22 protein-coding genes and 1 pseudogene are annotated in these 21,880 nt (G+C 63.6%); 15 read left to right on the forward strand and 8 right to left on the reverse strand.

Annotated features, from left to right (window positions below; all coding sequences use genetic code 11):
• Positions 1–65: 65 nt before the first annotated feature.
• Complete coding sequence (gene radC / locus HG549_RS25270) at positions 66–746, reverse strand: DNA repair protein RadC (RefSeq protein ID WP_170033793.1); 681 nt, start codon at positions 744–746, stop codon at positions 66–68.
• A gap of 126 nt (positions 747–872) precedes the next feature.
• On the opposite strand from radC, the gene coaBC reads away from it, so the two are divergent.
• From coaBC to argB, 4 genes and pseudogenes are all read left to right on the forward strand, one after another.
• A complete protein-coding gene (gene coaBC / locus HG549_RS25275; protein ID WP_003253409.1) occupies positions 873–2,084 on the forward strand; it encodes a bifunctional phosphopantothenoylcysteine decarboxylase/phosphopantothenate--cysteine ligase CoaBC in 1,212 nt (403 codons plus the stop codon).
• Positions 2,085–2,089: 5 nt separating this feature from the next.
• Positions 2,090–2,545 carry a dUTP diphosphatase gene (dut, locus tag HG549_RS25280; protein ID WP_170033795.1) on the forward strand — a complete coding sequence of 152 codons (456 nt, stop codon included), beginning with the start codon at positions 2,090–2,092 and terminating at the stop codon, positions 2,543–2,545.
• A 144-nt stretch (positions 2,546–2,689) separates the two neighbouring features.
• A pseudogene (locus HG549_RS25285) lies at positions 2,690–4,057 on the forward strand (phosphomannomutase/phosphoglucomutase); the annotation flags it as partial.
• 30 nt (positions 4,058–4,087) lie between these two features.
• Positions 4,088–4,993: an acetylglutamate kinase gene (argB, locus tag HG549_RS25290; protein ID WP_170033798.1), complete on the forward strand. Its 906-nt coding sequence runs from the start codon at positions 4,088–4,090 to the stop codon at positions 4,991–4,993.
• 160 nt (positions 4,994–5,153) lie between these two features.
• On the opposite strand, the gene pyrE is transcribed toward argB, so the two are convergent.
• A complete protein-coding gene (gene pyrE, locus HG549_RS25295) occupies positions 5,154–5,795 on the reverse strand; it encodes an orotate phosphoribosyltransferase (protein ID WP_170033799.1) in 642 nt (213 codons plus the stop codon).
• Between the two features lie 80 nt (positions 5,796–5,875).
• On the opposite strand from pyrE, the gene HG549_RS25300 reads away from it, so the two are divergent.
• Complete coding sequence (locus tag HG549_RS25300; protein ID WP_003253401.1) at positions 5,876–6,655, forward strand: exodeoxyribonuclease III; 780 nt, start codon at positions 5,876–5,878, stop codon at positions 6,653–6,655.
• A gap of 121 nt (positions 6,656–6,776) precedes the next feature.
• On the opposite strand, the gene HG549_RS25305 is transcribed toward HG549_RS25300, so the two are convergent.
• Complete coding sequence (locus HG549_RS25305; RefSeq protein ID WP_170033800.1) at positions 6,777–7,145, reverse strand: DUF4870 domain-containing protein; 369 nt, start codon at positions 7,143–7,145, stop codon at positions 6,777–6,779.
• Positions 7,146–7,168: 23 nt separating this feature from the next.
• Complete coding sequence (gene rph / locus HG549_RS25310) at positions 7,169–7,891, reverse strand: ribonuclease PH (RefSeq protein ID WP_170033801.1); 723 nt, start codon at positions 7,889–7,891, stop codon at positions 7,169–7,171.
• A 228-nt stretch (positions 7,892–8,119) separates the two neighbouring features.
• Here rph and HG549_RS25315 point away from each other — a divergent pair, with 228 nt between their 5' ends.
• Positions 8,120–8,983 carry a YicC/YloC family endoribonuclease gene (locus tag HG549_RS25315; protein ID WP_170033803.1) on the forward strand — a complete coding sequence of 288 codons (864 nt, stop codon included), beginning with the start codon at positions 8,120–8,122 and terminating at the stop codon, positions 8,981–8,983.
• A gap of 13 nt (positions 8,984–8,996) precedes the next feature.
• A complete protein-coding gene (gmk, locus tag HG549_RS25320; RefSeq protein WP_170033805.1) occupies positions 8,997–9,617 on the forward strand; it encodes a guanylate kinase in 621 nt (206 codons plus the stop codon).
• A gap of 124 nt (positions 9,618–9,741) precedes the next feature.
• Here the strand turns inward: gmk and HG549_RS25325 are convergent, their stop codons facing one another.
• The 3 genes from HG549_RS25325 to HG549_RS25335 all read right to left on the reverse strand — a co-directional run bounded on the left by HG549_RS25325 (position 9,742) and on the right by HG549_RS25335 (position 13,517).
• Positions 9,742–11,283 carry an APC family permease gene (locus HG549_RS25325; RefSeq protein WP_170033807.1) on the reverse strand — a complete coding sequence of 514 codons (1,542 nt, stop codon included), beginning with the start codon at positions 11,281–11,283 and terminating at the stop codon, positions 9,742–9,744.
• A 112-nt stretch (positions 11,284–11,395) separates the two neighbouring features.
• Entirely contained in the window at positions 11,396–12,169 is a 774-nt protein-coding gene (locus HG549_RS25330; protein WP_170033809.1) for a gamma-glutamyl-gamma-aminobutyrate hydrolase family protein, read from the reverse strand.
• Between the two features lie 4 nt (positions 12,170–12,173).
• A complete protein-coding gene (locus HG549_RS25335) occupies positions 12,174–13,517 on the reverse strand; it encodes a glutamine synthetase family protein (protein WP_372241591.1) in 1,344 nt (447 codons plus the stop codon).
• Between the two features lie 245 nt (positions 13,518–13,762).
• On the opposite strand from HG549_RS25335, the gene HG549_RS25340 reads away from it, so the two are divergent.
• The 5 genes from HG549_RS25340 (at position 13,763) to HG549_RS25360 (ending at position 18,511) form a co-directional block, all read left to right on the forward strand.
• Positions 13,763–14,635 carry a LysR family transcriptional regulator gene (locus tag HG549_RS25340; RefSeq protein WP_013974798.1) on the forward strand — a complete coding sequence of 291 codons (873 nt, stop codon included), beginning with the start codon at positions 13,763–13,765 and terminating at the stop codon, positions 14,633–14,635.
• A 250-nt stretch (positions 14,636–14,885) separates the two neighbouring features.
• Positions 14,886–15,149, forward strand: coding sequence for a DNA-directed RNA polymerase subunit omega (rpoZ, locus tag HG549_RS25345; protein ID WP_003253383.1), 264 nt, complete (start codon positions 14,886–14,888; stop codon positions 15,147–15,149).
• A gap of 59 nt (positions 15,150–15,208) precedes the next feature.
• Positions 15,209–17,317 (forward strand): bifunctional GTP diphosphokinase/guanosine-3',5'-bis pyrophosphate 3'-pyrophosphohydrolase, encoded by a 2,109-nt coding sequence (spoT, locus tag HG549_RS25350; protein ID WP_170033812.1) that lies wholly within the window; start codon positions 15,209–15,211, stop codon positions 17,315–17,317.
• Positions 17,318–17,340: 23 nt separating this feature from the next.
• Entirely contained in the window at positions 17,341–17,721 is a 381-nt protein-coding gene (locus tag HG549_RS25355) for a RidA family protein (RefSeq protein ID WP_009684531.1), read from the forward strand.
• Positions 17,722–17,779: 58 nt separating this feature from the next.
• Positions 17,780–18,511 carry a hypothetical protein gene (locus tag HG549_RS25360; protein ID WP_170033814.1) on the forward strand — a complete coding sequence of 244 codons (732 nt, stop codon included), beginning with the start codon at positions 17,780–17,782 and terminating at the stop codon, positions 18,509–18,511.
• A 138-nt stretch (positions 18,512–18,649) separates the two neighbouring features.
• Here the strand turns inward: HG549_RS25360 and HG549_RS25365 are convergent, their stop codons facing one another.
• Positions 18,650–19,507: an SDR family oxidoreductase gene (locus tag HG549_RS25365; protein ID WP_170033816.1), complete on the reverse strand. Its 858-nt coding sequence runs from the start codon at positions 19,505–19,507 to the stop codon at positions 18,650–18,652.
• 190 nt (positions 19,508–19,697) lie between these two features.
• Between HG549_RS25365 and exbB the strand changes: the two genes are divergently transcribed.
• From exbB to HG549_RS25380, 3 genes are read left to right on the forward strand one after another with little or no spacing between them, the layout of a single operon-like run.
• Positions 19,698–20,660, forward strand: a complete 963-nt coding sequence (gene exbB, locus HG549_RS25370; protein WP_170033818.1) for a tonB-system energizer ExbB — start codon at positions 19,698–19,700, stop codon at positions 20,658–20,660.
• Positions 20,661–20,663: 3 nt separating this feature from the next.
• Positions 20,664–21,092, forward strand: a complete 429-nt coding sequence (gene exbD, locus HG549_RS25375) for a TonB system transport protein ExbD (protein WP_170033820.1) — start codon at positions 20,664–20,666, stop codon at positions 21,090–21,092.
• Positions 21,089–21,826, forward strand: coding sequence for an energy transducer TonB (locus tag HG549_RS25380; protein WP_170033822.1), 738 nt, complete (start codon positions 21,089–21,091; stop codon positions 21,824–21,826). Before exbD ends, HG549_RS25380 begins: the two co-directional genes overlap by 4 nt.
• Positions 21,827–21,880: the final 54 nt, after the last annotated feature.

Genomic DNA, 21,880 nt, shown 5'->3' on the forward strand with positions numbered 1-21,880 from the left:
GGTTGGTGCGATACCTGTGGGAGCGGGCGAGCCCGCGAAAAGGCCGGGACAGGCTGCACAAGTGCCTAAGCCACCATCCACCCATGCTCGACCATCGACAGCGGCTCGCCGTCGCCAATGATGATGTGGTCCAGCACCCGCACATCAATCAACGCCAGCCCGCGCTTCAACGACAGGGTCAGGTGCACATCGTCCTGGCTCGGCTCACTGTTGCCCGAAGGATGGTTATGGCAAAGGATCAACGCCGCCGCGTTATGCAGCAAGGCACGCCGCACCACCTCCCGCGGGTAGACACTGGCCCGGTCGATCGTGCCGCGGAACAGGATTTCGAACGCCAACGGCCGGTGCTTGGTATCGAGAAACAGGCAGCCGAACACCTCACTCGCTTCATGACGCAGCATGGCCTTGAGGTAACGCCGTACCGCCGCAGGCCCTTCGAGAACCGCTGCGCGCTCGATGCTCTCATCCAGATAGCGCCGGCCAATCTCCAAAAGCGCCTGTAACTGGGCATATTTCACGGCCCCTATGCCCGGCTCACGCAGTACGGCGTCGCGATCGGCTTCAAGAAACTGCCTGAGCCCGCCAAACCGCGCCAGCAGCCCTCGCGCCAGGTCCAGCACATTGCGCCCGGCAACTCCCGAGCCGAGCAGTACGGCGAGCAACTCGGCATCCGAAAGCACCGCCGCTCCACGCTGCAACAATTTCTCCCTCGGCCGCTCTTCCGCCGGCCACTCCCTGATATTCATCCGCCGTCTACCCTTGCTGCGACCGATTTCGGCCCTGTGTTAATCTATTTCGCCTCGTACATGCGACGTTCTGCCGCAGGCATTCCCAAACGTCGTCGCCCGCTCTCACTGGAAAAAGGCAAGCCTATGCAGCGGCTGTATCGCAAGCGCATCGTTCTCGGCGTGGGTGGCGGCATTGCCGCCTACAAAAGCGCCGAACTGATTCGCCGACTCCTGGAGCACGGCGCGCAGGTGCGCGTCGTCATGACCCGTGGTGGTGCAGAGTTCATCACCCCGCTGACCCTGCAGGCACTGTCCGGCCACCCGGTGCACATGGACCTGCTCGACCCTGCCGCCGAAGCGGCCATGGGCCACATCGAACTGGCCAAGTGGGCCGACCTGGTGCTGATCGCCCCGGCCACCGCCGACCTCATGGCGCGCATGGCCCAAGGCATGGCCGATGACCTGCTGACCACCCTGGTGCTGGCTACCGACGCCACCGTCGCCGTGGCCCCGGCCATGAACCAGGCGATGTGGCGCGATCCCGCCACCCAGGCCAACCTCGAGCTGCTCAAGAGCCGTGGCATCCAGGTGTTCGGCCCGGCGTCCGGCAGCCAGGCCTGTGGCGACGTGGGCCTGGGCCGCATGCTCGAAGCCACCGACCTGGCCTGGTGTGCCGCGGAAAGCTTCAAGCGTCAGGCACTGACCGGCAAGCATGTGCTGATCACCGCCGGCCCGACCCAGGAAAACATCGACCCGGTGCGCTACATCACCAATCATAGCTCCGGCAAGATGGGCTTCGCCCTGGCCGAAGCGGCCGCAGAGGCCGGGGCTCGGGTCACCCTCGTCACCGGCCCGGTGCACCTGCCAACCCCCGACCGGGTCAGCCGCATCGACGTGGTCAGCGCGCGGGACATGCTCGCCGCCTGTGAAGCGGCCATGCCGTGCGACCTGTTCATCGCCTCGGCGGCGGTCGCGGACTACCGCCCGGAAGTCGTTGCCACGCAGAAACTCAAGAAGGATCCTACGACCGGCGACGGCATGCTGCTGCAGATGGTGCGCAATCCCGATATCCTTGCCACCATCGCCGGCCGTGCCGACCGCCCGTTCAGCGTCGGCTTCGCCGCCGAAACCGAACACTTGCTCGACTACGCCACGCGCAAGCTCAAGGACAAGAACCTCGACCTGATCGTCGCCAATGATGTGGCCAACCCCAGCATCGGCTTCAACAGCGAAGAAAACGCCTTGACCGTAATCGACCGCCAGCAGCACCAGACCCTCTTCGCGCAGACCAGCAAGGGCAAGATCGCCCGGCAACTGGTCGCCTTCATCGCCGAACGGCTCAATCAGGTTCAATAAGTTACATGCACGCTCTTCAAGCCAAGATCCTCGACCCACGCCTGGGCAGCGAATTCCCTCTGCCGCAGTACGCCACCCCCGGCTCCGCCGGCCTCGACCTGCGCGCCCTGCTCAAGGAAGACACCATCATCGAGCCGGGCCAGACCCTGCTGATCCCTACCGGCCTGTCGATCTACATCGGCGACCCAGGCCTGGCAGCGGTGATCCTGCCGCGCTCGGGCCTGGGCCATAAGCACGGCATCGTGCTGGGCAACCTGGTCGGGCTGATCGACTCGGACTACCAGGGCGAGCTGATGGTGTCGTGCTGGAACCGTGGCAACACCGCGTTCACCATCGCGGTGGGCGAACGTATCGCCCAGTTGGTGCTGGTACCGGTGGTACAGGCCCATTTCGACATCGTCGAAGCGTTCGATGAAAGCCAGCGTGGCGCTGGCGGCTTCGGCCATTCTGGCAGCCACTGAGCCGACAGATGACCGTTCAGGCCAAGGATGGCGAACTCTCTGGCGAAACCACCGTCCAAGCGTTCAGTTTGCGCCTGCCCAGAAAGCCTTTGACTAATGGAGCTTCCAGAGATGAACGACATGGCCCACCTGGTACCCGCAGCACTACCAGACAGCATTTTCCGCGCGTATGACATCCGCGGCGTGGTCGGCAAGACCCTGCACGCCGAAACCGCCTACTGGATCGGCCGCGCCATCGGTGCACAGAGCCTGGCCCAGGGCGAACCGCAGGTTTCGGTCGGCCGCGATGGCCGCCTGTCCGGCCCGATGCTGGTCGAAGAGCTGATCAAGGGCCTGGTCGACGCCGGCTGCCACGTCAGCGACGTCGGCCTGGTGCCTACCCCGGCCCTGTACTACGCGGCCAATGTGCTGGCCGGCAAGTCCGGGGTGATGCTGACCGGCAGCCACAACCCGTCGGACTACAACGGCTTCAAGATCGTGATTGCCGGTGACACCCTGGCCAACGAACAGATCCAGGCCCTGCTGACCCGCCTGAAAACCAACAACCTGAGCCGCGCCGATGGTCGCGTGGAAAAGGTCGAGATCCTTGACCGCTACTTCCAGCAGATTGTCGATGACGTGAAGCTGGCGAAGAAGCTCAAGGTGGTGGTGGATTGCGGCAACGGTGCCGCTGGCGTGATCGCGCCGAAATTGATCGAAGCCCTGGGCTGCGAAGTGATCCCGCTGTTCTGCGAGGTCGACGGCAACTTCCCCAACCACCACCCGGACCCGGGCAAGCCGGAAAACCTCGAAGACCTGATTGCCAAGGTCAAGGAAACCGGTGCCGACATCGGCCTGGCCTTCGATGGTGACGGCGACCGTGTCGGCGTGGTGACCAATACCGGCAGCATCGTCTACCCCGACCGCCTGCTGATGCTGTTTGCCCAGGACGTGCTGTCGCGTAACCCGGGTGCCGAGATCATCTTCGACGTCAAATGCACCCGCCGCCTGACCCCGCTGATCGAACAGCACGGTGGCCGCGCGTTGATGTGGAAGACCGGCCACTCGCTGATCAAGAAGAAGATGAAGCAGTCCGGCTCGCTGCTGGCAGGCGAGATGAGCGGTCACATCTTCATCAAGGAACGCTGGTACGGTTTCGATGACGGTATCTACAGCGCCGCGCGCCTGCTGGAGATCCTCAGCAAGGCCGGGCAAAGCGCAGAAGACCTGTTCGCCGCCTTCCCGAACGATATTTCCACGCCGGAAATCAATATTGATGTGACCGACGAGGGTAAATTCAGCATCATTGATGCACTGCAACGCGACGCCGACTGGGGCGAAGCCAACCTGACCACCATCGACGGTGTGCGGGTGGACTACGCCCACGGCTGGGGCCTGGTTCGCGCCTCCAACACCACCCCGGTGCTGGTGCTGCGCTTCGAGGCCGACAGCGACGCCGAATTGCAACGTATCAAGGATGTTTTCCGTACCCAGTTGCTGCGGGTAGAGCCTGAGCTGCAACTGCCGTTCTGACCGACTATCTGTTCCTTACAGGAGCCCTGCATGACCCTCGATCGCGATGCCGCTTCCCATGTAGCCGAGGTTTTGTCCGAAGCACTGCCTTACATTCGCCGCTTTGTCGGCAAGACCCTGGTGATCAAGTACGGCGGCAACGCGATGGAGAGCGAGGAGCTCAAGACCGGCTTCGCCCGTGACATCGTGCTGATGAAGGCTGTAGGCATCAACCCGGTGGTGGTCCACGGTGGCGGCCCACAGATCGGCGACCTGCTCAAGCGCCTGTCGATCGAAAGCCATTTCATCGACGGCATGCGCGTCACCGACGCGGCGACCATGGATGTGGTGGAGATGGTGCTGGGCGGCCAGGTCAACAAGGACATCGTCAACCTGATCAACCGCCACGGCGGCAGCGCCATCGGCCTGACCGGCAAGGACGCGGAGCTGATCCGCGCGCGCAAGCTGACCGTCAGCCGCAAGACGCCGGAAATGACCACTCCGGAAATCATCGACATCGGCCACGTCGGTGAAGTGGTGAGCGTGAACACCGACCTGCTGAACATGCTGGTCAAGGGCGACTTCATCCCGGTCATCGCGCCAATCGGTGTAGGTGCCGACGGTGAGTCGTACAACATCAACGCCGACCTGGTGGCGGGCAAGGTGGCCGAGGCGCTGAAGGCCGAGAAGCTGATGCTGCTGACCAACATCGCCGGCCTGATGGACAAGCAGGGCCAGGTACTGACCGGCCTGACCACCGAGCAGGTCAACGAACTGATCGCCGACGGCACCATCTACGGTGGCATGCTGCCGAAGATCAAATGCGCGCTGGACGCGGTGCAGGGCGGCGTGAACAGCTCGCACATCATTGACGGCCGTGTGCCGAATGCGGTGCTGCTGGAGATCTTCACCGACAGCGGCGTAGGTACCCTGATTACCAACCGCAAGCCGCGCTGACTGTTCGGTAATTTGCACTGACCTCTTCGCGGGCACGCCGGCTCTCACAGGAATAGCGCCAACCCTGTGGGAGCGGGCATGCCCGCGAAGAGGCCGGAACAGGCGACACAAAAAAGGCGACCTTCACAAGAAGGTCGCCTTTTTCAGTTCCAGGCCGGGATCAGATCCCGTACTGCGCCCGGTAGGCCTCGACAGCTGGCAGGTGCTGCTTCAGCTGCGGGTCATCGGCGAGGAATTCCAGCACCTGGGTCAGCGAAACGATGCTGACGACCGGAATGCCGAAGTCACGCTCCACTTCCTGGATCGCCGACAGTTCGCCATTGCCGCGCTCTTCGCGGTTCAACGCGATCAATACACCTGCGGCCTTGGCCTGCTGCGCATTGATGATCTGCATGACTTCACGGATGGCCGTACCGGCAGTGATCACGTCGTCGATGATCAGCACTTCACCGGCCAACGGCGCGCCAACCAGGCTGCCGCCTTCGCCGTGGTCCTTGGCTTCCTTGCGGTTGAAGCACCATGGCACGTCGAGCTGGTGCTGCTCGGCCAGGGCCACGGCAGTCGCCGCCGCCAGCGGGATACCCTTGTAGGCCGGGCCGAACAGCACGTCGAACGGGATCTTGCTGTCGACGATGGCCGCCGCATAGCAACGACCCAGCTGGGCCAGGGCAGAACCGCTGTTGAACAGGCCGGCATTGAAGAAATACGGGCTGGTACGCCCCGATTTCAGGGTGAATTCACCGAAACGCAGTACCCCGCGATCGATGGCAAAACGGATGAAGTCGCGCTGATACGGCTGCATGGATAGTCCCGGACACCACGGATTTAGCTAAATGGGTTGAGCTCGGGTATCATACACGCACGAGATTTTTGGGGCCATTTATGCGGATCATCAGTGTGAACGTAAATGGCATTCAGGCTGCGGCCGAGCGTGGTTTGCTCAGCTGGCTGCAAGCCCAGAATGCCGACGTCATCTGCCTTCAGGATACCCGCGCCTCGGCCTTTGAACTCGATGACCCAGCTTTCCAGCTCGATGGCTATTTCCTTTATGCCTGCGACGCGGAGGTGCCTGCCCAAGGTGGTGTGGCCCTGTATTCGCGCATGCAGCCCAAGGCAGTCATCACCGGCCTGGGCTTCGAGACAGCCGACCGCTACGGGCGTTACCTGCAAGCAGATTTCGACAAGGTCAGTATTGCCAGCCTGCTGCTGCCTTCGGGTATGAACGGCGACGAAGACTTGAACCAGAAGTTCAAGTTGATGGATGACTTCGCCAAGTACCTGGACAAACAGCGTCGCAAGCGTCGTGAGTACATCTACTGCGGCTCGTTCTACGTGGCGCAGCAGAAGCTCGACATCAAGAACTGGCGTGACAGCCAGCAGTCGCCGGGCTTCCTGGCGCCGGAGCGCGCCTGGATGGATGCGATCACCGGCGAGATGGGTTACGTCGACGCCCTGCGCGAAGTCAGCCGTGAAGGCGACCAGTACAGCTGGTGGCCGGACAACGAGCAGGCCGAGATGCTCAACCTGGGCTACCGGTTCGACTACCAGATCCTCACTCCGGGCCTGCGCCGCTTCGTGCGCAACGCCCGCCTGCCGCGTCAGCCGCGCTTCTCCCAGCATGCGCCGCTGATTGTCGACTATGACTGGACGTTGACCATCTAAACGCCTATTGGGGCTGCGTTGCAGCCCTTCGCGGGCACGCCCGCTCCCACAGGGATAGCGTTGCTCGCCGAACCTGTGGGAGCGGGCGTGCCCGCGAAGGGCCGCAAAGCGGCCCCAATTGCTATTTGATCGGCCGCCAGATCATCGGGTAGCGATACGGCTTGCCTTCATTGGCCCGCACCGCCGCAATGATGATCAGCACCAGCACTGCCACCATCAGCATGGCGAACAGCATCAGCCCGATGAACACGAACATCAGCAGGAAGCAGATGAACCCGGCAATGGTCACGCTGATCTGAAAGTTCAGCGCCTCCTTGCCCTGGGCATCGATGAAAGGGTCTTGCTCACGCTTGAGGTGCCACAGCACCAGCGGGCCCAGCAAGTGCCCGAGCGGCACCACCAGGCCCAGCAGCGCAGAAAGGTGACAGAACATCGCCCACTGCCGGACTTCGGCACTGGGCGGGGTGATCGACAGGTTGGAATCGCTCATGCCCCGCACCTCCTTGGCTGGGTTCAGTCGGCCAGTGCGGCCTGCTGCAGTTCGAAGATTTCAGCCATGCCCATCTGTGCCAGGGCGAGCATGGCGTTGAAGTCTTCCGGCTGGAACGGCGCGCCTTCGGCGGTACCCTGCACTTCGATGAAACCACCGGCGCTGGTCATGACCACGTTCAGGTCGGTCTCGGCGGCGGAGTCTTCCAGGTAGTCCAGGTCGAGTACCGCTTCACCCTGGTACATGCCCACCGATACCGCGGCGATCATGTGCTTGAGCGGGTTGCCGGCCTTCAGGCCGCCGCGCTTCTTGATCACCGCCAAGGCGTCGCACAGGGCGACCATGGCACCGGTGATGGATGCAGTGCGGGTACCGCCATCGGCCTGAATCACGTCGCAGTCGATGTACAGGGTGATGTCACCGAGCTTGCTCATGTCCAGCGCAGCGCGCAGCGAACGGCCGATCAGGCGCTGGATTTCCAGGGTGCGACCACCCTGCTTGCCACGGCTGGCCTCGCGCTGATTACGCTCGCCGGTGGAACGCGGCAACATGCCGTACTCGGCGGTCAGCCAGCCCTGGCCCTGCCCTTTGAGGAAGCGCGGTACACCGTTTTCCACACTGACCGTGCAGATGACCTTGGTGTCACCGAACTCGACCAGTACCGACCCTTCGGCGTGCTTGGTGTAGTTGCGGGTGATGCGGATCGAGCGGAGCTGATCGGCGGCGCGACCACTTGGACGTTTCATCTGGGATACCTGTACTGGGACTTTGAATCTGCCGAGCATTATAGAGCCCGCGGCCCGGGGAGGACATGCCTATTGTCGCGCCCGGCGCTGCCCGTCGCCTTTTCCTGCTGCGCCAGCCAGCCCTCGGTAACATGGGTGGATTGGGCGCCAGGGCGCCACTGCGCTACAATCCTGCGCCTTGCAGCCGAGAGGCTCCCACCGTTCATTCATCTACGCGAGGTACTCCCCATGGTGCACAGCATGACCGCTTTTGCTCGTGTCGAGCGCGCCGGCAGCCAAGGCACCCTGGTCTGGGAGCTGCGTTCGGTCAATCACCGTTACCTGGAGCCGCACCTGCGCCTGCCCGAAGCCCTGCGCGACCTCGAGGGCGCCGTGCGTGAGGGCCTGCGCCAGGGCCTGTCGCGGGGCAAGGTGGAATGTACCCTGCGCCTCAACGACGACAGCAACGGCAAACCGCTGAAGGTAGACCGCGAGCGCGCCGCACAACTGGTTGCCGCTGCCGAGGAAGTGGCCGGCCTGATCAAGCAACCGGCACCGCTGAACCCGCTGGAGGTGCTGTCGTGGCCAGGCGTGCTGGTGGCCGATGCCAGTGACCCGCAGGCGCTGAATGCCGAAGCCATGGCACTGTTCGACGAAGCCCTCGCCGAACTCAAGGCCGGGCGCCAGCGTGAAGGCCAGGAGCTGGCCCGGCTGATCAACGAACGCCTGGACAACATGGCCAGCGAAGTCACAACCCTGCGCGCCCTGGTGCCACAGATGCTGGCGGCACAGCGACAGAAGATCCTCGACCGCTTCGGCGACGTGCAGGCCGAACTCGACCCGCAACGCCTGGAGCAGGAGCTGGTGCTGCTGGCCCAGAAGAGCGACGTGGCCGAGGAACTCGACCGCCTGAGCACCCACGTCACCGAAGTACGCCGAGTGCTCAAGGGTGGCGGTGCCGCCGGCCGGCGCCTGGACTTCCTGATGCAGGAACTCAACCGCGAGGCCAATACCCTCGGCTCCAAGGCCTTCGACCCACGCAGCACGCAAGCGGCGGTCAACCTGAAGGTACTGATCGAACAGATGCGTGAACAAGTACAGAACATCGAGTAAGGCCACCCCGACCATGAACCACAGCAGCGGCACCCTCTATATCGTTTCGGCCCCTTCCGGCGCCGGCAAGACCAGCCTGGTCACCGCCCTGACCAAGGACGACCCGCAGATCCGCGTCTCGGTCTCGCACACCACCCGTGCCATGCGCCCGGGCGAGCAGCACGGGGTGAACTATCACTTCGTCGTCCACGAGGAATTCAAGGCCCTGATCGCGCAAGGTGACTTCCTTGAGCATGCCGAGGTGTTCGGCAACTTCTATGGCACCTCGCGCAGTGCGCTGCAGCAAACGCTGGACCAGGGCTACGACCTGATTCTGGAAATCGACTGGCAAGGCGCCCAGCAGGTGCGCAAACTGATGCCGCAGGCGTTGTCGATATTCATCCTGCCGCCAAGCCAGCAGGCCTTGCGTCATCGTCTGGACGGCCGCGGGCAGGACAGTGAAGAGATCATTGCCGGGCGCATGAAAGAAGCGGTCAGTGAGATGGTGCACTACGACGAGTACGACTACGTGATCATCAACGATGACTTCGACGTGGCGCTGGAGGATTTGAAAGCGGTGTTCCGCTCGAACCGCCTGGTGCTGAAGAAGCAGCAACAGCGTCATGCGGCGTTGCTGAAGCAAATGATCGGCTGAAGATTGCCGGGGCCTCTTCGAGGCCCTTTCGCGACACAAGGCCGCTCCTACACAGGAAGGCGTACGCCGTGCTGTTGTAGGAGCGGCCTTGTGTCGCGAAAGGGGCGCGAAGCGCCCCCCGGCTTTATTCCTGCAGTGGCAAGGTAGCCTGCTGACGCAGGGTAGCCCCGAGGAAATACGCCGGTGCGCGCATGCGCGACAGCATCATCAGCCCGATGCCGAGCACCGAAATGATCGCGGCAATCACGAACACCAGCCCCAGCCCGCCCACATGTGAGCCACTGCCGAAGTCTGGCGAAGCGCTGTCGATGGCAGTACGCACGAAGATCACCGACAGAATCACCCCACCCACCAACGGGCACAGGCCACGCATGATGAAGTGGCGCAGGCTGTCGAACAGGCTGTCGCGGAAATACCAGACGCAGGCGAATGCGGTCAGCGAATAGTAGAAGCAGATCATCATGCCTAGGGCGGTAATGGTATCCGCCAACACGTTCTCGCTCAGGGTACGCATGGTCACGTAGAACAGGCCCGCGGCCAGGCCGGCACAGATGGTGGCGTAGCGCGGGGTTTGCGAACGCGGGCAGACGCTGGCGAACTTCTGCGGCACCGCACCGTAGTAGCCCATGGCCAAGAGCGTGCGCGCGGGCGCAACGAAGGTCGACTGCAGCGAGGCTGCGGTACTGGCCAGCACGGCAATGGACATCAGGATCGCCAATGGCCCCATGACCGGGCCGGCCAGGTGAGCGAACACGTTTTCCTGGATGCGCGGGTTGTTCAGGCCCAGGCCAGACTCGCTGATCCCGGCAAACTGCAGGGTGGCGATCGCAGTGAACAGGTACAGGCCGAGAATCAACATCACGGTCCAGGTGGCCGCCTTGCCCGGTACCTCTTCACTGCCTACCGACTCTTCGCTGACGGTGAGGCAGGTGTCCCACCCCCAGAAGATGAAGATCGACAGCGACAGCCCGGCGGCGAAGGCCGAGAACGACTCGACACCGAACGGGTTGAACCAGGCGAAATCGAATTCCAGCGGCGGCGGCGCGGTGGTACCGTCGAAGGCGGCAAAGGCAAAGCCGATCAGCACCACCAACTGCAGCGCCACCAAGCCGTACTGCACGGTCATGGTGGTGGCGATGCCCCGACAGCAGATCCACACCGCCAGGGCAATGAACACGCAACAGGTCACCACGTTGATCAACAAGTTGTCGGCCAACGCCGCCAGCTCGTGGTGGCCGGTGATCTGGCCGAGGAACAGGTAGAAGAAGTCGACGGCCACGCCCGCCAGGTTCGACAGCACGATGGTGGTGGCGACGACCAACCCCCAGCCGCCGATCCAGCCGATCATCGGGCCGAAGGCACGCGCCGACCAGGTAAACGATGTGCCGCTGTCCGGCTCGGCCGAGTTCAACTCGCGGTAACCGAGGGCGACCAGCAGCATCGGCAGGAAGCCGACGATGAACACCGCTGGCAGGTGGGCGCCCACCTCGCGCACGGTCGGGCCAAGTGCGCCGGTCAAGGTATAGACCGGGGCGATGGTGGAAATGCCCAGCACCACGCTGGCCAGCAAGCCCAGCCGGCCTTTGGCCAGGCCCTTGCTGCGCTGGGTATTGCCCGCGTCGGCCACCACGTCGGGTGGGCGGCCGGCTTCTGTGTAATCGCTCATGAGTATTTGCCGTAGATTTTGGAATTGTTTTCACTGGCCTTGCGCGCAAGGCTCGCTTTCACTCATTGAAAGCTGCTGCCGGGAATCAGTCATCCGAGACCTTCGGCTGACGTCAGAATGCTGTCTGCCGTGCGCCCTCCCGTGCTGCGTAGGCAATGCAAGCCTCGCGAAACGCCTGGAACAGGCGCAGCGAGACCGGGTTTTCGCTAAATCGCCATTCCGGGTGCCATTGCACGCCAAGCACGAAGCCCGGCGCCGCAGGCATGGATACCGCTTCGATCAGGCCATCCGGGGCCCGTGCCTCGACGCGCAGGCCAGGGGCCAGGCGGTCGATGCCCTGGCTGTGCAGCGAGTTGACCTCGAACTGCGCAGCCAGGCCCAGGCGCTCGAACAACCCACCCGGCTCGATGCCGACAAGGTGACGAGGGCCATATTGCACTTCCAGGGGTGCGTCCTCGGGTTCGCGGTGATCCTGGTAACCGGGCAGCTCCTGCACGCGCTGGTGCAGGCTGCCGCCCAGGGCCACGTTCAATTCCTGGTAACCGCGGCAGATGCAGAACACCGGCACCCCGGCAGCGATGGCCGCCTGCAGCAGCGGCAGGGTCAGGCGATCGCGCGCCAGATCGTGCCGGGTACCGGCCGCGCTGGGGGCGCCATTGTAATGATGCGGTTCGATATTTGAAGGCGAGCCGGTAAAAACAATGCCGTCCAGACGGGCCAGCAGCGCCTGTGTGTCGCTGCCGCCGTCACGCGCCGGCAATATCAGCGGCAGGCCGGCAAAGCCGGCCGCCTCGACATACTTGTCGCCGACCGTGTGCGACGGGTTCTTGCCGACCTGCTGGCGGCAGGCGCTGACACCGATCAAGGGGACCGCATTTGCGCTCATGGGCTTACACCGTGTGCAGGTACCAGTTGTATTCGAGGTCGGAGATCGACACTTCGAATTCGGCCAGTTCGCTTTCCTTGCAGGCCACGAAGATATCGATGTAGTCCGGGCTGATGTATTGGTTGAGCACTTCGCTGTCATCCAGCGCGCGCAGGGCATCGCGCAGGTTGTTCGGCAGGCTCTGCTCCAGCTGCTCGTAGGAGTTGCCTTCGATCGGTTCACCCGGCTCGACCTGGTTGGTCAGGCCATGGTGCACACCGGCGAGAATTGCCGCGAGCATCAGGTAGGGGTTGGCGTCGGCGCCGGCGACACGGTGCTCGAGGCGCACATTGTCGCTGCTGTCGGTGGGCACGCGCACAGCCACGGTGCGGTTGTCCAGGCCCCAGCTTGGCGCGTTGGGTACGTAGAACTGCGCACCGAAACGGCGGTAGGAGTTGATGTTTGGGCAAAGGAAGGCCATCGACGCCGGCATGGTCTCCAGCACGCCGCCGATGGCATGGCGCAAGGCGTCGCTTTGCAGCGGATCATCGCTGGCAAAGATGTTCTTGCCGGTTTTCTTGTCCAGCAACGAAATGTGCACGTGCAGGCCATTGCCGGCCTGGCCCGGGTAAGGCTTGGCCATGAAGGTGGTGTCCATTTCATGGTCATAGGCCACGTTCTTGATCAGGCGCTTGAGCAGGATCGCGTAGTCACAGGCCTTCAGCGGGTCGGCAACGTGGTGCAGGTTGACTTCGAACTGCGCCGGGGCGCTTTCCTTGACGATGGCGTCGGCAGGCAAGCCTTGTTCCTTGGCCGCTTCGAGCATGTCCTGCAGGCAGTCGGCATACTCGTCGAGGTCGTCGATCAGGTACACCTGGGTCGACTGCGGACGCTTGCCCGAAATGGGCGAGCGCGGCGGCTGCGGGCGACCGTTCAGGTTGTCCTGGTCGATCAGGTAGAACTCCAGCTCGAACGCGGCACAGATATCCAGGCCCAGGTCGTCGAACCGGCTCACCACCTGGCGCAGCACCTCGCGCGGATCGGCGAAGAACGGTTGGCCGTCCAGTTCATGCATGGTCATCAGCAGCTGGGCGGTCGGGCGCTTCTGCCAGGGCTCGTCCGACAGCGTGCCCGCGATCGGGAAGCAGATACGGTCGGCATCGCCGATATCCAGGCCGAGCCCGGTGCTTTCGACGGTGGAACCGTTGATGTCCAGGGCGAACAGCGACGCCGGCAGGTTGATGCCCTTCTCGTACACCTTGTGCAGGCTGGCCCGCTCGATGCGCTTGCCACGTACCACGCCGTTCATGTCGGAGATCAGCAGGTCGACGTACTGCGTGTCCGGATGGGCCTGGAGGAAGTCACTCATCTCGCTGGAAGAACTGGCGCACGGGGTTACCGACGTCATGGCTGTACATCCTATGATTTGCTGCGGCGATGTGGGGATACGGCTGGCGCCTCACGGGCGACGATGGTTGCAGCTGTTGTTCTTTTCACTTTCCCATCGTGGGGATTGGTTACCCGACCGGGCGCATTGATTCCCGGGGGCCGTTTCACTATAAAATGGCCAAAACGCAACAGACATTGGCAATTCGGCAAGCAGAGCGTGCACCAATGCAATATCAGATTACCCATGCCGACCTTTCCCTGGTCCTGGCGCTGGAACGCGGTCGCTCCCTGGCCAAGGCTGCCGAGCTGCTCAAGGTCGATGTCTCGACAGTGTTCCGCTCGATCCGCCGGCTGGAGTCGGCGCTGGGCACGGCCCTGTTCGTCAAGAGCCGCAAGGGCTACCTGCCGACCGACACTGCCCAGGCCCTGGCCGAGCAGGCCGAGCGCGCCGAGCAGGCGCTGGAAGCGGCGCGCATTGCCATGACCAGTGGCGAACAGGTGGTGAGCGGCACGGTACGGCTGACCTGCACCGAAGCGGTGATGCACAGCCTGCTGCTGCCGGCGCTGGCCGAGTTCATGCCCAACTACCCGGCGCTGTCGCTGGAAATGGGCACCTCCAACACCTTCGCCAACCTCAGCCGGCGTGATGCCGACATTGCCCTGCGCCTGACCAACACGCCGCCGGAGCACCTGGTCGGGCGCAACCTGGGGTCGACTTCGTATGTGGTCTGCGGCCAGCCGCAGTGGCGCGAGCGCCTGGCCGAATCGCCGGCCAGCGTGCCGTGGATCGCCCCGGACGACTCGATGCAGGACCACCCCACGGTGGTCTGGCGCAACCAGCAGCATCCGGGGTTGAGCCCGCGCTACCAGTGCAGCGGCATGTCCACCATCGCCCAGTTGGTCACGGCCGGGCTGGGCGTGGCGGCGCTGCCGGACTACATGGTGCATGCCCTGCCTGGGGTGGACGCGTTGAGCGGGCCGCTGCCCGGCTGCGACACCCAGCTGTGGCTGCTGACCCGACCGGACTGCCGGGCGTTGCGCTCGGTCCAGACGCTGTTCGAGGAGCTGACCCCGCGGTTGCGTGACGCGATGCTCTGAGGTTATCGTCAGGCTCATGTATCGAGCATGTCTGTTCCGACCCTTTCGCGGGCACGCCCGCTTCCACAGGTAAAGCGGCGGCGGTGAGAACTGTGCAGGACTTGTGGGAGCGGGCATGCCCGCGAAGAAGCCCACACCGATCCACCCGACAAAACAGCGCTTCCCTATTGGCTGGTGATTTTTTAAACTATCGAGTCCGCCTGCCCATTATCGGGCTGCACGCCCACCGCAATTGCTACTGAGGAAGACCATGGCCCGCGTAACTGTTGAAGACTGCCTGGAACACGTGGATAACCGCTTTGAGCTGGTCATGCTCTCGACCAAGCGCGCTCGCCAGCTGGCGACCGGCGGCAAAGAGCCACGCGTTGCGTGGGAAAACGACAAGCCGACCGTTGTTGCCCTGCGTGAAATCGCCGAAGGCATCGTCACCAACGAATTCATCGCCGCCGAAGAGATCGTCACCGAGGATCCGGTGTTCGCCGCATTCGAGGACGAGAACAACGAGGCTGTCTGATTGATGCCTGGTCGACGTCGCACGGCGCAAGGCCCTCTTCCTCGGCAGGAGGTGAACCCATGCCGGGTATAGAAGCTTTGGCCGAACGGCTGTCGACCTACCTTGGCCCCGAACAGGTCAACCTGGTCCGGCGTGCCTATTTCTATGCCGAACAGGCACACGACGGGCAGCGTCGCCGCAGCGGCGAGCCCTACGTGACCCATCCGCTGGCCGTGGCCAGCATCCTCGCCGACATGCACATGGACCATCAAAGCCTGATGGCCGCCATGCTGCACGATGTGATCGAAGACACCGGCATCGCCAAGGAAGCCCTCAGCCAACAGTTTGGCGAGACCGTGGCCGAGCTGGTCGATGGCGTCAGCAAGCTGACCCAGATGAACTTCGAGACCAAGGCCGAGGCGCAAGCCGAAAACTTCCAGAAGATGGCCATGGCCATGGCGCGCGATATCCGCGTGATCCTGGTAAAGCTGGCCGACCGCCTGCACAACATGCGCACCCTGGAAGTGCTGTCTGGCGAAAAGCGCCGGCGCATTGCCAAGGAAACCCTCGAGATCTACGCCCCCATCGCCAACCGCCTGGGCATGCACACCGTGCGCGTGGAGTTCGAGGACCTGGGCTTCAAGGCCATGCACCCGATGCGCTCGTCGCTGATTCACCGGGCGGTGAAAAGCGCACGCGGCAACCGTAAGGAAATCGTCGCCAAGATCGAGCACTCGCTGGCCAACTGCCTGGCCGCCGACGGCATCGAGGGCGAGGTCAGTGGCCGGCAGAAACACCTCTATGGCATCTACAAGAAGATGCGCGGCAAGCGTCGCGCCTTCAACGAGATCATGGATGTGTATGCCTTCCGCATCGTCGTCGACAAGGTCGATACCTGTTACCGCGTGCTCGGCGCCGTGCACAACCTGTACAAGCCGCTGCCCGGTCGCTTCAAGGATTACATCGCGATCCCCAAGGCCAACGGCTACCAGTCGTTGCACACCACGCTGTTCGGCATGCACGGGGTGCCCATCGAAATCCAGATCCGCACGCGCGAAATGGAAGAGATGGCCAACAACGGTATCGCCGCACACTGGCTGTACAAGTCCAACGACGATGAGCAGCCCAAGGGCAGCCACGCTCGTGCTCGCCAGTGGGTCAAGGGAATCCTCGAACTGCAGCAACGTGCCGGCAACTCGCTGGAGTTCATCGAGAGCGTGAAGATCGACCTGTTCCCGGACGAGGTCTACGTGTTCACGCCCAAGGGCCGCATCATGGAGCTGCCCAAGGGCTCCACGGCCGTCGACTTCGCCTACGCGGTGCACACCGACGTCGGCAACAGCTGCATCGCCTGCCGCATCAACCGCCGCCTGGCACCGTTGTCCGAACCGCTGCAAAGCGGCTCGACGGTGGAAATCGTCAGCGCCCCGGGTGCACGGCCGAACCCGGCCTGGCTCAACTTCGTGGTTACCGGCAAAGCCCGCACGCACATCCGTCACGCACTCAAGCAGCAGCGCCGCTCCGAGTCCATCAGCCTGGGCGAACGCCTGCTGAACAAGGTGCTTACCGGCTTCGACAGCAGCCTGGAAAGCATCCCTCAGGAGCACATCCAGGCGATTCTCGCCGAGTACCGCCTGGAGCTGATCGAAGACCTGCTCGAAGACATCGGCCTGGGCAACCGCATGGCCTACGTGGTTGCGCGCCGCCTGCTGTCGGCTGAAGGCGAACAACTGCCGGCACCGGAAGGCCCGCTGGCGATCCGCGGTACCGAAGGCCTGGTGCTGAGCTACGCCAAGTGCTGCACGCCGATCCCGGGCGACCCGATCGTCGGCCACCTGTCAGCCGGCAAGGGCATGGTCGTGCACCTGGAAAATTGCCGCAACATCAGTGAAATCCGCCACAACCCGGAGAAGTGCGTACAGCTTTCCTGGGCCAAGGACATCACTGGTGAGTTCAACGTCGAACTGCGTGTCGAACTGGAACACCAGCGCGGCCTGATCGCGCTGCTGGCCAGCAGCGTAAACGCCGCCGACGGCAACATCGAGAAGATCAGCATGGACGAACGCGACGGCCGTATCAGCGTGGTCCAACTGGTGGTCAGCGTGCACGACCGTGTGCACCTGGCGCGTGTGATCAAGAAGCTGCGTACCCTGACCGGTGTGGTCCGCATAACCCGTATGCGTACGTAGTCCGCCAACCGCAAGGAGTCATCATGAGCAAGACCGTCATCAACAGCGACAAGGCCCCTGCCGCCATCGGCACCTACTCGCAGGCGATCAAGGCCGGCAACACAGTGTACATGTCGGGCCAGATCCCGCTGGACCCGAAGACCATGGAACTGGTCGAAGGCTTCGAAGCCCAGACCGTGCAGGTCTTCGAGAACCTCAAGGCCGTGGCTGAAGCCGCTGGCGGTTCGTTCAAGGACATCGTCAAGCTGAACATCTTCCTCACCGACCTGAGCCACTTCGCCAAGGTCAACGAGGTAATGGGCCGCTACTTCGAGCAGCCGTACCCGGCCCGCGCCGCCATCGGCGTTGCCGCGCTGCCAAAAGGCGCCCAGGTTGAAATGGACGCCATTCTGGTCATCGAATGATGCCCCGGTGACGGGCGCCCTGCCCGTCACCCTCCCTTCCTCTGCAAGGTTACCCGTCATGCGTCAAGCACTGCCTCTCGTGCTGGCAGCCCTGCTTCTGGGCGGCTGCGCCAGCCACAAACCCGAAGACTTCAACGGTACCTGGATCAACCAGGACGCCATCACTGCGGCGGTCAAAGGCGACAGCCTGCGCCAGGCGCTCGACGAGCACGGCCCGGTGTTCGAGTGGAAGCTCGACGTCGCCAGCCAGCAGGCCAGCTACAGCAATGGTTTCGAGGCGGTCGACGGCCAGCTGAGGGCCAGCGACAAGCAATGGCAGGCCAGCTTCCAGGGTGGCCAGACCGAGCAGCTGTCGCTCGATGGTGACGAACTGCAAGCCATCGATCAAAAAGGCGCCAAGCAGACTTTCGTGCGGGCCAAGGCGCCAGCGGCAGCCAATGCGCCACTGGGTAGCAGCTTCGAGAAGGCGTTGTACCAGGCTTATCTGGGTGGCAACTGGAAGATCATCGACGGCCAGGGCAAAGGTGCCAGCGTACGCTTCAGCGATACCGGCAACGTCACCGGCCTGCCGGGACCAGACCGTTTCGCCCTGTGCCTGGCGGGTGATTGCGCAACCATGGGTGGCAGCAATGACAGCCTGTGGCTGGAGCATGAGCAACGCGGCGCGCCCTTCATTTTCAAGCGCGATGGCGACAAGCTGGAGATATTCCAGGCGGTGAACCGTGCGCAGCCGGATGAGATGCCCGTGTTGGCGGCCGGCAAGCGCCAGTGGTTGCTGGAGCAGGACTGAAGCCTTGTTTCGAGCCGAGCACCGCCCCTTTGTGGGGGCGGGCATGCCCGCGAACACCGGCGAAGCCGGCGCCATACACCGCGTAGCCTGATTCGCGGGCACGCCCGCTCCCACAGGGTACCGCATCAAGCCTGGGGGCTAGTTTTTACCCGCCAGGATCGCCGCATAGCCTTCCTTGTAACTCGGATACACCGGCACCCAGCCCAGCGCCCGCGCCCGCGCATTGCTGCAACGCTTGCTGCCCGTCCGCCGCCCCCGCTGTTCATCGGACCACTCGGTAACCCCCAGGTAATCCCGCAGCCAGGCCACCACATCGGCCAACGGCGCGGGGTCGTCGTCGACACCGATGTAGCAGCCGTCCAGTGCCTTGCCATCGGCATCGGCCTGCAGCAGGAAAGCCAACAGGCTGGCGGCATCGTCGACATGAATACGGTTGCTATAAAGCGGCGGCTCTTCGGCAAAGCGGTAACCCTGGCGCACCTGACTGAGCAGCGACTGGCGGCCCGGGCCGTAGATGCCGGTCAAGCGCACCACAGTCGCCGGAATGCCGCTGGTCAAGGCAAGCCGCTCAGCTTCCAGCATCACCCGCCCGGAATAACCTTCAGGCTCAGTGGCTGCACGCTCGTCGATCCATTCCCCGCCCTTTTGCGCATAAACGCTGCTGCTGGAGACGAACAGCAGGCGCCGTGGGCGCTGGCCGCGTGCGGCCAACCAGGCCAGCACATGGCGCAGCCCGTCGACATAGGCTGCCTGGTAACCGGCCTCGTCGTGCTGGCTGGCCGCCACGCAATACACCAGGTAATCCGGCGCACGCTGCGGCCAGGCTGGTGGCATCGATGGCTCGGCCAGGTCTGCAGCCACCGGCGCAACACCTGCCGGCAGTTGCCCCACCGAACGGCGCAGGCCGCTTACCTGCCAGCCGCGCGCCAGCATCTGCCGGGCAAGACGCCCGCCTACATCACCACAACCCACAACCATCACGGAAAGGTCTGACATCTCTGGACTCCCTAGACCAACTTGATCAACCCGGCCACGCTACACGATGGGTGACTAGACCATAGGCGAAAAAAGCAACAAGATTACTTTTGTTAACAAGAATTACTTGCAATAATGGCGGCCAAATTGTTCTCGGCCTACCTCGAGGCCCTGGAGAACGCTTACTTTTTCTTCATCAGGTCCGGCCAGCATGACACGTATTCAACCTTCCGCTTCGCCAACCCCGTCGCGCGCCTGGCGCGCCATCGCCGCGCTGATGCTCAGCCTGGTGCTGGCCCCGGTGGCCATGGCCGATGAGCCAACCGCCAGCGCCGCCGCGCCAGCTGCCGCCAGCGCACCCGCTGCTCCAGCCGCAGCACCGACGGCCGACACCCCTACCGCCACTCCGGCTCAAGCCCCGACCGCGGCAGACCCGAGCGCCGAAGCCCTGGTTGAAGATACCTCGCTGGGCATGGCCCACGACCTTTCGCCTTGGGGCATGTACAAGAACGCCGACGTGGTGGTGAAAGCGGTCATGATCGGCCTGGCCATCGCCTCCATCATTACCTGGACCATCTGGATTGCCAAAGGCTTCGAGCTGATGGGTGCCAAGCGTCGCCTGCGTGGTGAAATCGCCCTGCTGAAGAAATCCACCACCCTGAAAGAAGCCAGCGATCACGCCAACAAGGAGGGCACCCTGGCCCATACCCTGGTCCAGGATGCGCTTGAAGAGATGCGCCTGTCGGCCAATGCCCGGGAAAAGGAAGGCATCAAGGAACGGGTCAGCTTCCGCCTGGAGCGCCTGGTACACGCCAGCGGCCGTACCATGAGCAGCGGCACCGGTGTGCTCGCCACCATCGGCTCCACCGCGCCGTTCGTCGGCCTGTTCGGTACCGTTTGGGGCATCATGAACAGCTTCATCGGCATCGCCAAGACCCAGACCACCAACCTGGCCGTGGTTGCCCCGGGCATCGCCGAAGCCCTGCTGGCCACCGCCCTGGGCCTGGTCGCGGCGATTCCGGCCGTGGTCATCTACAACGTCTTCGCCCGTTCCATCGCCGGCTACAAGGCCCAGGTGTCCGACGCCTCCGCCCAGGTGCTGCTGCTGGTCAGCCGTGACCTGGACCACCAGGGCAGCGAGCGCGCCGCCCCGCACATGGTGAAAGTGGGGTAAGCCATGGGCCTGCATCTCAACGAAGGTGGTGACGACCTGGTCGAGAACCACGAAATCAACGTTACGCCGTTCATCGACGTGATGCTGGTGCTGCTGATCATTTTCATGGTCGCAGCGCCCCTGGCCACGGTCGACATCAAGGTCGACCTGCCTGCCTCGACCGCCAAGCCGGCACCGCGGCCGGAAAAACCGGTGTTCGTCAGCGTCAAGGCCGACCAGAAGCTGTACGTCGGCGACGATCAGGTCCCGGCCCCCGAGCAGCTTGGCCCGATGCTCGACGCCAAGACCAAGGGCGACAAGGACACCACCATCTTCTTCCAGGCTGACAAAGGCGTGGATTACGGTGACCTGATGGAAGTGATGAACAGCATGCGCGCGGCCGGCTACCTGAAAGTCGGCCTGGTAGGTCTCGAGACGGCAGCCAAGAAATGACGAAGACGCGGCACAATCTGGCGCGTTACGGCGGCAGCCTGGCCCTCGTGCTGGGTGTCCATGCCGTGGCTGTGCTGCTCACGCTCAACTGGTCGGTACCCCAGGCCATCGAGCTGCCCCCGGCAGCCATGATGGTCGAGCTGGCGCCGTTGCCGGAGCCTGCGCCACCGCCCCCTCCGAAAGCAGCGCCGCAGCCGCCGGCACCGGTCGAGGAACCACCGCTGCCAAAGCTGGCCGAGGCTCCCAAACCGAAGATCGCCATTGCCAAGCCGCCCAAGCCGAAGGCCAAGCCGCAACCGCAGCCGCCCAAGCCCGAGAAAAAGCCTGAGCCGCCGAAGGAAGCCCCGCCGACCGAACAGACGGTGGATGCGCCGCCCAGCAACACGCCACCGCAGAAGTCCGCGGCGCCGACACCGAGCATTGCGGCCAACAGCAACGCCCTGCCAACCTGGCAGAGCGACCTGTTGCGCCACCTGGCCAAGTACAAGCGCTACCCGGAAGACGCGCGCCGGCGCGGCCTGCAGGGCATCAACCGGCTGCGCTTCGTGGTCGACGCCGAAGGCAAGGTGGTGTCGTACTCCATGGCCGGTGGCTCAGGCAGTGCCGCCCTGGACCGGGCGACCCTGGAAATGATCCGTCGGGCCGGCACGGTACCCAAGCCACCACCCGAGCTGCTGAACAACGGCACGATCGAAGTCGTGGCGCCGTTCGTCTACTCGCTGGACCGCCGCTGAGGCTTTGTTTCTGTCACAAATCGGCAACTCTGATAACGTGCGTCTATCGATTGC

It is taken from the genome of Pseudomonas sp. SK, from assembly GCF_012975065.1.
Classification (GTDB): Bacteria; Pseudomonadota; Gammaproteobacteria; order Pseudomonadales; family Pseudomonadaceae; genus Aquipseudomonas; species Aquipseudomonas anuradhapurensis.